The sequence below is a fragment of the Paraburkholderia sp. 22098 genome (genome assembly GCF_052045935.1).
Lineage (GTDB): Bacteria > Pseudomonadota > Gammaproteobacteria > Burkholderiales > Burkholderiaceae > Paraburkholderia > Paraburkholderia caledonica.
Genome location: NZ_JBQEPV010000023.1, coordinates 14,289 through 29,083, shown reverse-complemented (window position 1 = coordinate 29,083; position 14,795 = coordinate 14,289). Strand labels below are relative to the sequence as shown.

The window sequence follows — 14,795 nt, the reverse complement described above, 5'->3', positions numbered from 1 at the left end:
TTCTTATCGACGAGTTGGCAATCGTCTGCTGCAACGTCGAGCTAGCAATGAATTAGCCCGCATCACCAACCGTCCTCCGTTTGATACCGATACTACTTAGGGACTGCGCGCCGGGATAATGCCGAGGAGCTATATGTGTTATCCGGATGTACGTTATCCGCATAGACCCTAACCTCATGTGCGCCGAGGGTGGGTCTCCCGTCGGGCGGAGTCCCGGTCAGTGCGTTAAAAAGTCGAGCACCATGCGATTGAACTTGTCGGCGTGCTCCCACTGCGCCCAGTGGCCGCAGCGATTGAAAATGTGAAGCTCAGCGTTCGGCATACCCCAAAGGAGCCTCAGACCGACGTCCATCGGGACGAAGCGGTCATCGCGGCCCCAGATGATGAGGGTCGGCGACTTGATTTCCGAAAGGCGGTGCCCGACATCGGGGAACTGCTTCGGGTTCGCTGCAAGGCTTTTCACGAAGTTTTCGAGATGGTCCCCGCGCGCCAGCATGTTATTGAGGCGCCCCTGGTAGAGGTCCTCGGTGAGATTGCTAGCGTCGTAAACAAACACGCTCATCATCTTCTTCAGGTTTTCAATCGTCGGCTCACGATAGAGCCCCTGAAGCAACTTGATGCCCTCGGTCGGCATCGGGACAAACTGGCTCGGGCCACCCGTGCCGCCGCCCATCAGGATGAGTTTCCCAGCGCGACCCGGATTCGCCAACGCGAATGCAACTGCGGCGTGCCCGCCCATGGAGTTGCCGATGATGTGGACCGGCCCTTCTAAATCAAGTGCATCGAGCAGTCCCTTAAGCGCCCGAGCGTTCAACTCCGAGCGGGAGCCGGTACAGACAACCGGGTCACTTTTGCTCAAACCCGGGCAATCCATCAGAATGACCCGATAGCCCTTCTCAACTAGCGGCTCGACGTTGCGGTTGAAGTTAGCCCAACCACTTGCTCCCGGGCCTGAACCGTGCAGCATCACGACCGTCTCGCTGCCTTTTCCCATGTCGTTGTAATGAATCTGGAGGTCGAGCTCTCCCTCCCTTATGCGAACAAACTTGCTTGTTCCTGCCTCGGTCAATTGGGTGTCTGTGCTCATGGTCGCTTCCCTGTTCGTGAACTGTTAGTCTCTCGCGCCGGCGCATTGCGCCAGACGTTTCGTGTCATTTCTTCGCGAGCACATCAGCAAGCGCCGATTCGAGGAGCTCGCGCGCCAACTCGGCGTCAAATACGTTCTCCGCGTGGCGCCAGGCGATGTATCCATCGGGACGGACCAGAAGCGCTCCCGCCTCGGCGACTTCCCGCTGACGTTGCCAGTCGCAATATGGGTCTTCCGAGCCCTTGGCACCCGTCACAACAGTCCGCAAAAATGGCAGACCAAGTGCCTCGGCCGACTTGACCCATGCTCCGCCAGAAAGGCCCGTGACCAGCGAAAACTTCCCCTTGCCAGTGACATCGAGCGTAGAAACACGAATGCCGTGCTTGTCGATGAGCCAGGCATGTGGAATCTTCGCGCCAGGTCGCGTTGTGGGCTGAAGATAAAGTTCCTTGTCCTGCTTCCATTCTTCCGCGCCGAGCTGAGGGTCAGGAATGACAGCAGCAGAGACGTAGCGCTGATTCATTTCAACGCCTTGTGCGTTGAACTCATGGTTCTTTAGGTCTAGCCCTTCCTGAACTGCCTGGCGCGCTCGAGCGCCTTCGGGTCCGGGGTCCTTGAATCGGGCGATGCCGGCGGCCACAGGGTTTTCCGCGCCCTCAACGCTGAACACGGCCTTGAGTGGTGCGAAATCGAGACGCGACTGGTTTGCGCGCAAGACTATCTGCTTGCCAACCGGCGCGCGCTCATCCGAGTAGGTCTCAAGAAGCCCCTCGCCGGCGTATCCCTTTAGAACATAGGCCAGCTTCCAGGCGAGATTGAACGCGTCCTGCACACACGTGTTCAAGCCAAGACCGCTTGACGGCGGATGCCTATGGGTTGCGTCTCCTCCACAAAAGACACGCCCCTTCGAGTACGTCGTCGCGTACGCCTGGTTCACGTACCAAACCGACTTCCGGACAACCTCCACCTCGAGATTTGGGTCGCCGACGAGGACACGTATCTTGCCGAGAACAATCTCGTCGCTCAGGTCCGGCTCGCCTTTCGAAATGTCGAAGCCCCAACCCGCAATCCACTGTGTCCAAGGCTTCACTGCCCGCAGCAATCCCAGGCCAATCTCGCCGAAGCTGGCATCCGGGCTCACAATCCAATGCAGAATACTCGGACGATGTTTGGCGTATCGAGTGAGGTCCGCATTGAAGATGACATAGGCGGTACCTGCGCGCGCCATTTGCCCCTCGATTTGCAGGCCCAGCTCATCAACAATCTTGGAGCGCGCGCCGTCAGCGCCGACCAGGTATTTGGCGCGCATTGAATACTCGCGTCCGGACAACCGGTCCTGCAGCTTCACCGTGACGCCGCTCGCGTCCTGGGTATGAGAGAGATATTCCGTGTTCGCCGAGTAAGTCGCGCCGCGATGCGCCGCGTTTTTGAAAAGAACCGGCTCGACATTTGGTTGGGTGATGTCCACCATGCCGCATGGGCTGCCTTTCAGATAGTCGCCCCGGCGCGAATCGCCCGTGCCCCAAGACCGAAGACGAACGAGTTCTTCGCCTGCGAGGCTGGTCGCGATGAGACTGTCGCCCATCTCGTCCCAAGGGGTGGCATACCGGAGCACATCATCTTCGATTTCGAGGTCCCGGTACACCTCCATCGTTCGCTGGTTAGTGATGTGCGCACGTGGCGTATCGGCAACCCAATTAAATCGCGACACCATATGTGAACGTACACCGTACGTCGCCAACGCGAGTGCCGTCGTAGCACCCATCGGGCCGGAGCCGACAATAATGACGTCGGTGTCAAATTCAGTGGTGTTTTCCATGATGGATTCTCAAGCTTCTAATAATCAATCAAACGGCATTCGGGCACCCAGGACCGCGGCCCGCATGCGTAGACATGCACCAATTCGCAGCTTCGTGAACCCAAAGTTGATACGGTCGACGAATACGAAGCCGTAACCTACGAATAGCAATGGACAGATGCTCCAGACTTCGCGGCAAGCCCACTGCGTTAAGCAGGCCTGCTACCGAATTCAAAGTGAGAAATCCGCACATGTCTGCCTCTACAATTGGATGGGCTTCGTCTCATATTTTTTTACCAGGCCACCGATGACCCAGGCTGACACGTCTTCTTGCCGTCAGGCTGGCTGCTTTTGTCGCTGCACCAGGTCCAACGCGACGTCGACAATCATGTCTTCCTGACCGCCCACCATTTTTCGCTTGCCCAGTTCAATGAGAATGGTTCGAGTGTCCAGCCCGTACTGCTTGGCTGCAGTTTCAGCGTGGCGGAGGAAGCTCGAATAGACGCCGGCGTAACCGAGGCTGAGTGTCTCGCGGTCGACGCGGACCGGACGGTCCTGCAACGGTCGCACGAGTTCTTCCGCGGCGTCCATCAGCGCGAAGAGGTCTGTGCCATGCTCCCAGCCGTACACATCGGCCGCGGCGATGAAAACTTCGAGGGGGGCATTGCCCGCGCCGGCGCCCATTCCGGCCAGGCTCGCGTCGACTCGGATTGCGCCGTTCTGAACAGCGACAATCGAGTTCGCCACGCCGAGCGACAGGTTGTGGTGTGCGTGGATGCCACGCTGCGTCTCTGGCTTGAGTACGGCGTCATAGGCCCGGAACCGGGCGGCAGTGTCATCCATCGTCATGGCGCCGCCAGAGTCGGTCACGTACACACAATGCGCGCCGTAAGATTCCATGAGCTTTGCCTGCTGGGCGAGCTTGGCCGGCTCCAGCATGTGCGACATCATCAGGAAGCCGGAGACGTCCATGCCGAGCTCGCGTGCGTACTCGATATGTTGCTTGGAGACGTCCGCTTCGGTGCAGTGCGTCGCAATGCGAACGGAACGAACGCCCGATTCAAATGCGCGCTTGAGGTCATGGGTCGTCCCGATGCCCGGAATAAGCAGCGTCGTCAGCTTGGCATGCGAGATAACTTCAGCCGTTGCCTCAATCCATGCCCAATCCGTGCAGGCGCCGAAGCCGTAGTTGAAGCTCGACCCGGAAAGACCGTCACCATGAGCCACTTCAATGGCATCGACCTTCGCAGCATCGAGTGCACGAGCGATTGTGCGGACATGGTCGAGGCTGTATTGATGGCGAACAGCATGCATGCCGTCGCGCAGCGTTACATCCTGGATATACAGCTTGGTTTTGATTTCGTTGCTCATACGGCCTCCTCAGCGGCGCTCTCGTGTTTCTGGCGACGGACGATGCTTTCGGCAGTGGCCAACGCCGCCGACGTCATGATGTCCAGGTTGCCGGCATATGCCGGCAGGTAGTGGGCGGCACCTTCCACTTCGAGAAACACCGTGACCTTCATCCCGGTGAACGAGCGGTTCAATTCCGCGATGAAGAGAGGGTTCTCATCGGTGTAGTGCTGGAACTGAACCTTCTGCTTCATCCGGTAACCAGGAACGTATGACTTGACCTTGGCGACCGTTGCCTCAATTGACGCGGTGACTGCTTCTTCGTCCGTGCTTTCGCAGAGGCAATAGACCGTGTCGCGCATGATGAGCGGCGGCTCCGCCGGGTTCAGAACGATGATTGCCTTGCCACGCTTTGCGCCACCTACCTTTTCGATTGCCTGCGACGTGGTCTCGGTGAACTCGTCAATGTTGGCGCGCGTTCCGGGGCCTGCGGAACGCGATGAAATCGAAGCAACGATTTCCGCATAGGGGACATTCGAGACCGCGCTCACCGCGGCGACAATGGGAATTGTTGCCTGCCCACCGCACGTCACCATGTTGACGTTCGGGGCATCGAGGTTTTGTTCTCCATTCACGCATGGCACAGTGAACGGACCAATCGCCGCCGGCGTCAGGTCGATGACACGCTTACCGAACGATTGCAGAATGGCGTCATGCTTCTTGTGCGCGCCAGCCGACGTCGCGTCAAAGACGATTTTGATTTCGTCGAAATTTGGCAGGCCCGTCAGACCGTCGATGCCCCCGGCCGTGATGGGCACTCCCAGGCGTTCAGCACGCTTCAGACCGTCGGACTCAGGGTCGATGCCGACAAAGGCGCCCATTTCAAGAACGTCAGAAAGGCGGAGCACTTTTATCATCAGGTCAGTACCGATGTTGCCGGAACCGATGATGGCTACTTTGGTTTTTGACATAGAAAACCTCTTAAACGAATTTCGCCGTGACTTCGCCGAGTCCGGACAGTTGGGCGATAAACGTGTCACCAGCGGTGACCGGGACCATGGGACCCAAGGCGCCGGTCAGCACGACATCACCGGCTTTGAGGGGACGGCCGCGGCAGGCGATTTCGCCTGCCAGCCAGACGGCTGCGTTGAGCGGATGGCCCAGACACGCTGCACCACAGCCGGTCGATACGACGTTCGGTCCAGTCGTTATGCCATCGTGTTCGCGACGCATCGTCATCTGCAGGCCGCGCAAATCCAGGTCTTGAATGCGCCTGGCAGGTCCGCCGAGCACAAACATTCCAGACGATGCGTTATCAGCCACGGTGTCAAAAAAGCGGATGTCCCAATTGGCGATGCGGCTGCCGACGATTTCCAGAGCCGGCACGACATAAGCCGTCGCACGAATTACATCGGCAACCGTCGGTGATTCGATGTCGAGGTCCTCCGCGAGGATAAGTGCCACTTCCGCTTCGACCTTGGGCTGGTGCAAACGGCTAACCGGAATCGGTTCGCCTTCCCCTGCGGCCATGTCGGCAAACAGCATCCCGAAATCGGGCTGGTCGACGCCAAGTTGCGCCTGAACCACCTTCGACGTTAGTCCGATTTTTCGCCCGATGAGCCGGCGGCCCTGCGCCTCGAAGAACCTGGTATTTGCGTCCTGAATCGCATACGCCGTATCGACATCGTCGGACGACGTGCGCGAGCGCAAAGGGGCAACTGTCTGCCCGGTTTCGTAACAGGTACGAATCTCAGCAGCCAGCGCTTCAATACTCAAAGCGTTGGTCGCGAGTCGTTCAACAGTTGTATCTGACATGAGAACCTCTTCTATTTGCTAGCGTCGACGCGCAATCAAGATACGGAGTCCACTTCGAGCGGGTGATAGCAGCCGCGCCAATGGACCAGCGGCGATTTGTCGGCTACTCGAGTCCGCAACACGCGTCCCACAAAAATAGTGTGGTCACCGGCTTCAATTTCGCGCTCAAGGCTGCACTCAATCCAACCCAGACAACCAGCGACGAGCGGTAGGTCCTCAAGGCCCTTGAACGAATCAACCTGCGAGAAGCGGTCAATCGGCTTGCAGAAAATACGTGAAACGTCCTCTTGGTCCGATGCAAGGATGTTGACCGCGAAGTGCTTGGCCTGACTGAACACCGGATACGAGTAGGAGGTTGTCGTCAGGCTCCACTGGATGAGCGGGGGCTCCAGCGAAAGTGACGAGAACGAGCTGACGGTCGCGCCATACGGCTTCCCCTTGGCATCGAGCGCTGAAACTACGGTGATGCCAGTTGCAAAGTGCCCAAGGGCGTGCCGAAAGGCGTTCCCTGTCGCGCTTGCCTCAGTCGGCGATGCCTCGGCGGCTCGGTTGCTGTCTGACATAATTCAATCCTCGTTCTCGAGCGTTACTCTCTACGGCGCGGCCCCGTCGCTGGCGGGACCGCCTGGTCATCACTTATCAAGCAGGAAGTCAATGTGGAGCCGATTGAAAAGCTCCGCGTCTTCGAACTGCGGCCAGTGGCCGCACTCATTCATCACGACGTACTTGCAGTTCGGAATCATTTCCGAGATTTCTTTACCTTCCGCCGGTGTCGCCGTCGGGTCATGCGATGTCCAGACCACCAGCGACGGTGCTTTGATTGACCGGTACTGCTCTTCGGTAATCATGTTCGGACGACGTATATCCATTTCCTGGAGACACATGATTCTTTTCATCGTGTCGGCGAAGCCAGGCTGCGAGTAGATGGTCCGGCGCGTTTCGATGAGGTCATCGCTCACCGTGCTTTTGTCGCACATCAGGAACTCAAGACGGGTCTTAATACGTTCCCAGCTGGGGTCCTCGGCGGCCTGGTTCGACAGGCTTTTCAGACGAGCCATGACTTCCGGGTGCGCGGTCCAGCCACCAGCGGTGTTGAGCACGAGATGGTCAACGACATCCGGGTGATGTACCGCGAGATAGGTCGCAACCCAACCGCCGAGCGATTCGCCGGTGATGTGCGCACGCTCGCGGCCGAGCGCCTTCAGCACCGAAAGGACGTGGTCAGCGTAGTCTTTTACCTGGTAATCGATTTCCGGCTTGTCGGTCCAGCCGTGCCCAAGCATGTCGACGGCCACGACCCAGAAGTGCTCACCATGCGGTCCAAAATTCCGCGAATAAGCTTCGGCATGGCCACCAACCCCGTGCAGGCAAAGCAGCAGCGGCTTGTCCGGGCTACCGGACGAGATGTAGCGGGTCCTGATTCCGTCCGCATTGAGGTAGCCCTGACTGAACGTAACGCCGCGCAAGTCGGCCCATACGCTCGAGAAATTGGATGGACGCGTATCGCTCATGAGTTCACCTCCGTAGCAAGTTCGTTGGTTGCGGTTTCCGCAAGGGTCGCGGGGCCGTTCGGCTCGCCGGCCAAGGCCAACGCCTTATCGACGAGGCGTTGCATGTCGGGATTGCGGTTGCTTAGGTAGTTCATCGCCAAGTTGCGAACCGGGTCCCCGGCGTAGTAACGCTCGTACTGCACGAGACGCTGGCCGAAGGCTTCACCAGCGAGGTCCCAGGCAAGCTTGAAAAGCTTCACTCGCTCGACGGACGGCATGCCACCTGCGCCTTGGTAGTAGAGCGCAAGGTCATCGGAGAGCTCGGGAGCGCGGAAGTCAGCGCCGCTTGGCATCAACATGAAGCCACCGGCACCGATGGTTTGCAGCACTTCAATGACACGCGGATACGCGTACGGGAGCATTGTGCGAATAGCTTGGAGCGGGGCGAGCGAAGGACGCACAGTGCCCACTTCCGTCGGCTCGGACTCGTATTCGGAACGCACGAGGGCGCTCTTGACGTGCTCGATATAGCCAAGCAGTTCGCCAAGCATTTGCTGCACATGAAGAAACTGGTCCGCCTTGATGGATTTCGCTACAGCGATAGCCAGTCCGACGGAGAACTGCATCTTGATGAGTGCACGCGTGTTTGTCTGGTGGGCTGTGTGATTGCGCAGACCGGTGTGCGAATAGAGTTGATTCGAGAGCTCGACCTGCTTGTAGCAGAACACACGGTCCCACGGCACGAACACGTTGTCGAAGATGAGAAGCGAGTCGTTCTCTTCAAAGCGCGTCGAGAGCGGATGGTCGTAGCTCTCGTGCGCGTCCACGAAGTACGGGTCGCGAGAAACCTGCCTCATCCCCTTGACGTCTGTCGGCACAGCGAAAATCAGTGCATGGTCCTCGTCGCCTGCCTTGAACTGCGGCAGGTTGTACATAATCATTTCGTCCGACACGGGGCCGAGCGTCGCAATCATCCGTGCGCCGCTGACGTAGATGCCTTCATCAGTTTCTTTCACGACACGCAGGTGCATGCTGGCCTGCTCAGAGGACTGTTTCGAGCGGTCGTTCTGCGGCGTGATGAGTGCATGGCTCAGGAACAGGTCGTTGTCGCGGATGTACTCGTAATACTTGACGATGTTGTCCGCGAATTTCTGACCGCCCTTGGCGAAGTCGTGGCGTGCTTCCCAGAACGCCAGCAACGTGACATTCATGAAATCCGGCGAACGGCCCATCAGGCCGAAATTTGTCTCAGCCCAGATGCGGTACGCTTCACGACGCTTGCGAAGGTCCGCAGCGGACTTCGCGGGCATGAATGCGAGACCGGCACGTTCACCTGTTTCCGGTACGACGTATGTGACCTTGTCCTGCAACTCTGGGTCATGCTGGGTGTCATACAGCGCAGCGAGCTGCTCAACAGCACCTTTGAATGCCGGATGCGTTGTCACATCGTCGACCCGTTCGCCGCGTACCCATACGTCGCGAGGACGATTTTTCAATCCTTCGATGAACTGCTTGCCGGTTCTGATACCCATGACTCAATCTCCTAAAATCGCATCGACGTTAAACATGCGAAGCTTTTGATTCGGCGAACATCATTGCCATACCGGCAATCCATCCTTGGATTGCCTCGTAATAGATAAGGTCGGCCTTGTAGTCGCCATTCACAGCAAGAGCTGCGTAGGCGGCGACCCACGCCAGAACCTCGGGACCACCACGACCGGCTTTTTCTCGAACCTCTGCGGTCGTCAAGGCATCAAAATCTCTCAGGTTCCCGCTTTGCAACTGCGCGATGAAGCGCCTGTCCCAGTCCGCGTCGACCAGCAGGATGCTAGGGTGCCCCTCGAGCGCACGGACTCCCGCAGCAAGCACACGTTCTTCTCTGGCCTGCCGCATTTCGGCGGTCGGGTGTCGTCCGTCGATGAGGCGAGCCTTAACATCGTCGGGTGCGGTAACTATGCTGGGCGTCGGCGGGTCGTGTGACAGGCCACCGGAGGCAGAGAAGAGAACGCGCTTACCTGTAGCGGCGGCAAACCGACCGACGGACTCGCCGAGAAGTCTTGCTCGTTTGAAGGTCGGCAGCGGTGGCGCAGCGCAATTGATGAAGACCGGGATGCACGGGTACGTCGCAAACGAGCCAAACATCTCTTCCCAGATTTGTACGAACCCATGGTCCACGGCCATCTGGTATGACACCGCTACGTCGATGCCGTCGTTGAGTAAAGCCTCGCTAAGCTTCAGTGCTTCTGCCGAAGCGACAGGCAGGCTCCCGACCCCTGTGTCCCAGTCGCCAATCGAAGTCGCATTTACGCCGACACAGAAGCTCGGCATGACGTCGTAGAAGAAACCGTTGAAGTGGTCCGGCGCAAATTGAATAACAAGGTCCGGATTGAAGCGTTCGGCGCGCTCGGCGAGCTGTCGGAAGCCGGCCTTCACTGCGCCACGGACTTCGTCAGTCGTAATCCCACCTTTCATCAATGGGGTATGCGATGCGCTTAACACGGCCAGCGGCACGGTCTGTCTCCTATCTATGGCCGTGCTCGTCGTTGTCACTTGGTCGAGCAGACCTTTGGTCTTTTTCCATTCGCCGAGGCGTATGGACACTCCTGTGCGTCGACATGGATGTCGACGGCTGGCATCTCGGTCGCTTTCGGCAACGACTGAGTGGAGATGCGTGAAGTGATAGTAGCGACGCGCCTGTTATTCGAATAATGCGGCTTCTCTATAGGTGGCATCCGATTCCCGTTTATCGGTAACAACCCTTATAAAAACCAACACTGAGAGGTCGTTTGTAGGATTGCACTCCGAAATTCCCCGGCAAAACAGTCATTTACACGGGCTTAGCCTGCAGAGGGAGACGTCACGACGCGACTAGGAATCCCGCGCATGGCAAACCCTACGTGGGTCGCCTGAACTTTTACGCCATAATCGTTTTATGGATAACAAGCGCCCAGGTTAGTCGCCTGAGGTGTAGCAGGAGACAATCTCATGGACTCGCGACTTATTGAGTATTTCCTTCGTGTCGCCGAACTCGGCAGTATCAACAAGGCGGCCACCGACTTGCGCTTGTCTCAGCCGGCGCTCTCACGCCATATCGCGCTTCTGGAACATCAAATTCGCGCAAAGCTGTTCACGCGAACCCAAGGTGGCGTGCTGCTGACGGACGCGGGCACTCTTCTGCTGGAGCGAGCCCGTCCCATTCTCCGGCAGCTGACCACACTGGTTGAGCAGGTAGGCGACCGGGCGGCTGGGCAGTTGTCTGTCGGCCTGCCGCCTTCATGGCAGCACCTGTTCACATCTCAATACATCGGTCGACTTGTTGAACAATATCCGGGCGTGTCTCTGCGAGTGCATGAGGGCGCCAGTCACGAGCTGCGAGAAGTAATGCATGCCGGCATGCTGGACTTGGCCATCGTGCCCTTCGAGGGGTCACCGCCAGCGGGTTACATTCATACCCCCCTCATCCGCGAGCCTCTCGTCCTTGTATCAGCGAAGGACGCGGAACTGAGGCCTGACCGGCCCGTGCCGCTATCGCGCCTCGATAATCTTCAACTTGCCTTACCTGGCAAGCCAAACGTTATCCGGACGCAGATTGAGAACACGCTTTCGCGGCGAGGGTTAGCGTTCAAGACCAAATTCGAAATCGACGCGATGATGCTGACCATAGACCTGGCGCGCCAAGGCATCGCTGACACGGTCACTCCGTGCTGCGCGATAAGCGGAAATGAACGTTGGGAGAAAGCCGTCTCGTGGAGCCCAATTCGTGGCATGTATATGACTTGGGCGTTGTGTGAGAACTCTGCCCGTTCTCATTCGCAGGCAGTTCGCGAAGGTCAACAGCTAATTTTCCAACTTGTGGACGAGATTCTGAGCCGCGGCGTGTGGCTTGGTGCAGAGCGAGCGAGCAAATCCTCTCCAGCCACCACCATCGAGGTGGTCGAAGAGTCATGATTCATGGGCCGGCCGATTCAACGGGTCCAAGGTCAGCGACGCGGTCAGACCCGCGTGGCTTACCTCTTGGAGGCGCCACGCGGGCAAGTCGGCTCCCTCGTCGTCCTGCCGGAATCTCAGAACAAAGTTCGCACTCCGACGCGCAGGACAGTCTGATTCGCGCTTGAAGACGTGGCAAACGTCCCATTTATAGAAGCGAATGCATCAGCGCCACCGCTTGCGCGCTGATAGATGGCATTGACGTATACGTCGGTTCGCTTGGAAAGCAGATAGTCCACCGTCACGCCGCCCTGGTTGGCGTGGTTATTTGTCAGCTCAGGATTACCCTTGGCGTAAATGTACTGTGCATAAAGAAACAGGTCTGGCGCGAACGTGTACAGGCCACCGATTTCGTACGTATCGACGTGCCCATTTGTAAACGTGTTATGGGTATTCGTGTAAAGGACGTCAACCGCAAATTTTCCGAAGTCATAGCGCCCGCCAGCTCCGAAGTTGCGAATGCCGGAACGCCCGTTGTCAATCCCATCTTCCTTCGAGTAGGTGTAGGCCGCGTTGAGTCGAAGAGGGCCATGAAGATAGTTGGCCCCAAAGCTCATGAGATTGTTGCTTCCGGTGTGGCCAGCGAGGTTACTAAAACCGTACATTGCGCCGAAGTCAAGGCCGCCGTAATACCTCGATGTGAACTTGACCGCATTGGGGGTTGCCTCACCCCCGGCAATTCTCGTGTAGTCGAAAGTGCCGAGTGGTGTACCCAGCTTCGCAAACGGCCCACCCGGTAGCTGATACAGGCTCACGTATGGAATCTCATGCCCCCATCGTTCGATGGACAGGTTATCGAACATGTAGTCGAACTGTCTGCCCAACGTGATTGTTCCGTAAGTGGAAGCAATACCTACGTAAGACTCACGACCAGTGAATGCTCCGCCCTGCTGGGTCCCATTGTTAAGGTTCGGCTGGGAATCCATAACGAAGATGGCCTGCAGTCCCCCGCCGAGGTCTTCAATACCGCGAAATCCTAGCAGGTTCGGCGCCTGGATACCCGATGCCATCTGAACAACCGAGTGGCCGCCTGAGTTGCTAACGTAACTTACTCCGTTATCGAGAATCCCGAAAAGCGTGATTGAGCTTTGCGCCTGCGACACCAGCGGGAAAACTGAAAAGACGAGGACAACAAGTTTATTTTTCATAGGATTACTATCTAATACGAAGGCGTTGGCGTTAGTTGACCCGGCGCCGAGGCATCAGGCCAAGGTCCGAATGCAATACCCCGTGTGTTCCTCGCCTAAGTGGCCGAGGGAAAGTTGAGGCGAGCGGGTTCCTACCGCCGACGGACGGTAGAAGGCTATCTCGAGCTTTGCCGCGCTAGCTGCTCGATGCGGAGCCGAGCATTACGAAAAGAACGGTCGCGGGATGTGGACCAGGATTGCGCCAAGCGTGGCGGGTGCCCCGCTGGACAACAACGTCATGCGCCTGCAGGTCCTTCGTTTGACCGTTGTCGAGTTCAAGGCAAATTTTGCCGGCCAATACCACGCCATAGTCCAAAGTCGGTGTGCAATGCATACCCGGATTCTCCGCCTCGAACCGCTCGGCCAAGCCAGGCAGCTTTTCCATCTGCTCCCGATGCGCGGCAATGCCATCAAACTGGTCGCTCATCATGACGCTAACAGGGGGAAAGGTCACAACGACCACCAGGCTGCCCCCCGGGCCCGGTACCCATGAGCGAGGACCTTCGCCGCTGTCAGGGAAGTCGGCTTCCGCAGGGGAGTCGCTGGCGTCCGTGGCCCATAGCATGTTGACTTCAAACCCGGGGATGGACTTGAACGATGCACACCAAGGTGAAGGTCCGTCGGTAGAGAATGTCGAGACCCCGTCTTTGTCGTTGACGGTAACGATGCGTCGAATCATGGCATGCTCCCGTTCAGGCGATGGTCGGGTCGATAACCACGTTCGTGAAGCCGCCATGGCGGTGATTCACTGCTTCAAGCGCTTCGTTAATCTGTTCTAGCGAGAACACTTCATGCTCAAAGACGGAGAGGTCCAACATGCCGGAGTCGGCCATCGCCGCCATGTTTTCGCCTTCCGCTGGAGTGAACCAAAGGGAGCCGATAAGAGATTTCTGCTGACACATCAGCGGAAACGGTTCGAGCGGGATTGGGTCCGAGACGCCCCCTACAGATACAGCCTTACCGCCCCGGCGCAGTGCCGAGAATGAGTCCAGTACGGCAGCGACGGGAGCTTGCGGACCGAGTGCCTGTAGCACGACGTCAACACCGTAGCCATCCGTTTCTTCCATAACGATGTCATGGACGCTGCGTTCACCGAGTACGACTGGCCGGATGCGCACAGGGTCCAGTTCCTTCAGCTGCGCGAGCAACTCTTTGTTTCTACCGGTCGCGAAGATTTTTCGAGCCCCCATACCCAACGCGCACAGCGTGCCGCCGAGACCCAAGGTGCCGGTCGCTCCGTCGATGATGAGTGTCTGCGAGGCTTCGAGCCCCGCCTTCCGAAGACCCGCATAGGCTGTGCCGATGTAGCCGAACCGCGCGCCTTGCTGAAAAGATATTGATTCCGGCAGCTTTACTAGGTTGGTGGCCGGCGCCGTCATGAACTCGCCGAAACCGCCATACGGATAATCTTCGTAAATCTGTTGCGAGCCCGGACCGAAGCCGAAATATCCTTGAAATGTATACGCCGGGCAGTTGATGTTGTCACGGCGTCGGCAAGCGGGACAACTCCCGCACGAGAGGCCGGGATTCACATACACACGGTCGCCAGGCTTCACGCCATGAACGTGGCTTCCCACCTTCTCAACCACGCCGGCCGCGTCGAGGCCATAGATTGCTGGCAGCTTGGGCAGGGGAAGAAACGGAAACCACTCGGGATAATGAGCTACCACGTTGTGGAGATTCGGGACGACGCCGCAGGCCTTCACCCTAACGAGTACGTCAGTGGGGCGCGGCTCGGGAACGGGTATCTCATCAACCTTGAATTGCTCACCAACTTTATGCAATCGTGCAGCACGCATCGTCGTCATACCTGTCTCCTTTTAAATTAGCGTTTACGTTGTCGTAAATCGTCTTTCGAGGCTCGGACTGTCCAACGGCACCTCAGAACTTTGAACTAGCAGGCGTCCGGCTTGCATGCGCCTGTACTGCGCCCGCGCGCCTCGGGTTAATACCGTCGCCTCGGCGCAATCGGTTGGGTCTGATTCAATGGATTCGTGCGTCGTCGTGGTACTGCGGAGGTGTGTTAGCGGCCTTCGCTGCGACAGTCTGTCCGCGGCTAAGTTACCGTAGAGCTTGCGTTC

13 protein-coding genes are annotated in these 14,795 nt (G+C 57.9%); 1 reads left to right on the top strand and 12 read right to left on the bottom strand.

Translation table 11 applies throughout. From position 1 onward, the window contains the following. Positions 1 to 217: 217 nt before the first annotated feature. From ACTJLB_RS30965 to ACTJLB_RS30925, 9 genes are all read right to left on the bottom strand, one after another. On the bottom strand, positions 218 to 1,087 hold the full coding sequence (locus ACTJLB_RS30965) for an alpha/beta fold hydrolase (protein WP_440785527.1): 870 nt from the start codon (positions 1,085 to 1,087) through the stop codon (positions 218 to 220). Between the two features lie 64 nt (positions 1,088 to 1,151). After that, positions 1,152 to 2,906 carry an FAD-dependent monooxygenase gene (locus ACTJLB_RS30960; RefSeq protein WP_440785526.1) on the bottom strand — a complete coding sequence of 585 codons (1,755 nt, stop codon included), beginning with the start codon at positions 2,904 to 2,906 and terminating at the stop codon, positions 1,152 to 1,154. A gap of 315 nt (positions 2,907 to 3,221) precedes the next feature. Next, positions 3,222 to 4,256 carry a 4-hydroxy-2-oxovalerate aldolase gene (gene dmpG, locus ACTJLB_RS30955; RefSeq protein WP_440785525.1) on the bottom strand — a complete coding sequence of 345 codons (1,035 nt, stop codon included), beginning with the start codon at positions 4,254 to 4,256 and terminating at the stop codon, positions 3,222 to 3,224. Continuing rightward, entirely contained in the window at positions 4,253 to 5,206 is a 954-nt protein-coding gene (locus ACTJLB_RS30950; RefSeq protein ID WP_440785524.1) for an acetaldehyde dehydrogenase (acetylating), read from the bottom strand. Before ACTJLB_RS30950 ends, dmpG begins: the two co-directional genes overlap by 4 nt. A gap of 10 nt (positions 5,207 to 5,216) precedes the next feature. Continuing rightward, a complete protein-coding gene (gene mhpD / locus ACTJLB_RS30945) occupies positions 5,217 to 6,050 on the bottom strand; it encodes a 2-keto-4-pentenoate hydratase (protein ID WP_440785523.1) in 834 nt (277 codons plus the stop codon). A 35-nt stretch (positions 6,051 to 6,085) separates the two neighbouring features. Then, on the bottom strand, positions 6,086 to 6,613 hold the full coding sequence (locus ACTJLB_RS30940; RefSeq protein ID WP_440785522.1) for a flavin reductase family protein: 528 nt from the start codon (positions 6,611 to 6,613) through the stop codon (positions 6,086 to 6,088). 69 nt (positions 6,614 to 6,682) lie between these two features. Continuing rightward, a complete protein-coding gene (locus ACTJLB_RS30935; RefSeq protein WP_440785521.1) occupies positions 6,683 to 7,561 on the bottom strand; it encodes an alpha/beta fold hydrolase in 879 nt (292 codons plus the stop codon). Further along, positions 7,558 to 9,072, bottom strand: a complete 1,515-nt coding sequence (locus tag ACTJLB_RS30930; RefSeq protein ID WP_440785520.1) for a 4-hydroxyphenylacetate 3-hydroxylase family protein — start codon at positions 9,070 to 9,072, stop codon at positions 7,558 to 7,560. The genes ACTJLB_RS30935 and ACTJLB_RS30930 overlap by 4 nt, the downstream gene beginning before the upstream one ends. A gap of 28 nt (positions 9,073 to 9,100) precedes the next feature. Further along, the gene (locus ACTJLB_RS30925) at positions 9,101 to 10,051 is read right to left on the bottom strand and encodes a 3-carboxyethylcatechol 2,3-dioxygenase (RefSeq protein ID WP_440785519.1); all 951 of its coding nucleotides are present in this window, start codon (positions 10,049 to 10,051) and stop codon (positions 9,101 to 9,103) included. A gap of 474 nt (positions 10,052 to 10,525) precedes the next feature. On the opposite strand from ACTJLB_RS30925, the gene ACTJLB_RS30920 reads away from it, so the two are divergent. Further along, on the top strand, positions 10,526 to 11,488 hold the full coding sequence (locus ACTJLB_RS30920) for a LysR family transcriptional regulator (protein WP_440785518.1): 963 nt from the start codon (positions 10,526 to 10,528) through the stop codon (positions 11,486 to 11,488). A 116-nt stretch (positions 11,489 to 11,604) separates the two neighbouring features. Here ACTJLB_RS30920 and ACTJLB_RS30915 read toward each other — a convergent pair whose 3' ends face one another. The 3 genes from ACTJLB_RS30915 to ACTJLB_RS30905 all read right to left on the bottom strand — a co-directional run bounded on the left by ACTJLB_RS30915 (position 11,605) and on the right by ACTJLB_RS30905 (position 14,522). Next, positions 11,605 to 12,675, bottom strand: coding sequence for a porin (locus tag ACTJLB_RS30915; RefSeq protein WP_440785517.1), 1,071 nt, complete (start codon positions 12,673 to 12,675; stop codon positions 11,605 to 11,607). A gap of 175 nt (positions 12,676 to 12,850) precedes the next feature. Beyond that, positions 12,851 to 13,393 (bottom strand): cupin domain-containing protein, encoded by a 543-nt coding sequence (locus ACTJLB_RS30910; RefSeq protein WP_440785516.1) that lies wholly within the window; start codon positions 13,391 to 13,393, stop codon positions 12,851 to 12,853. Positions 13,394 to 13,406: 13 nt separating this feature from the next. Further along, positions 13,407 to 14,522, bottom strand: coding sequence for an alcohol dehydrogenase catalytic domain-containing protein (locus tag ACTJLB_RS30905; RefSeq protein WP_440785515.1), 1,116 nt, complete (start codon positions 14,520 to 14,522; stop codon positions 13,407 to 13,409). Positions 14,523 to 14,795: the final 273 nt, after the last annotated feature.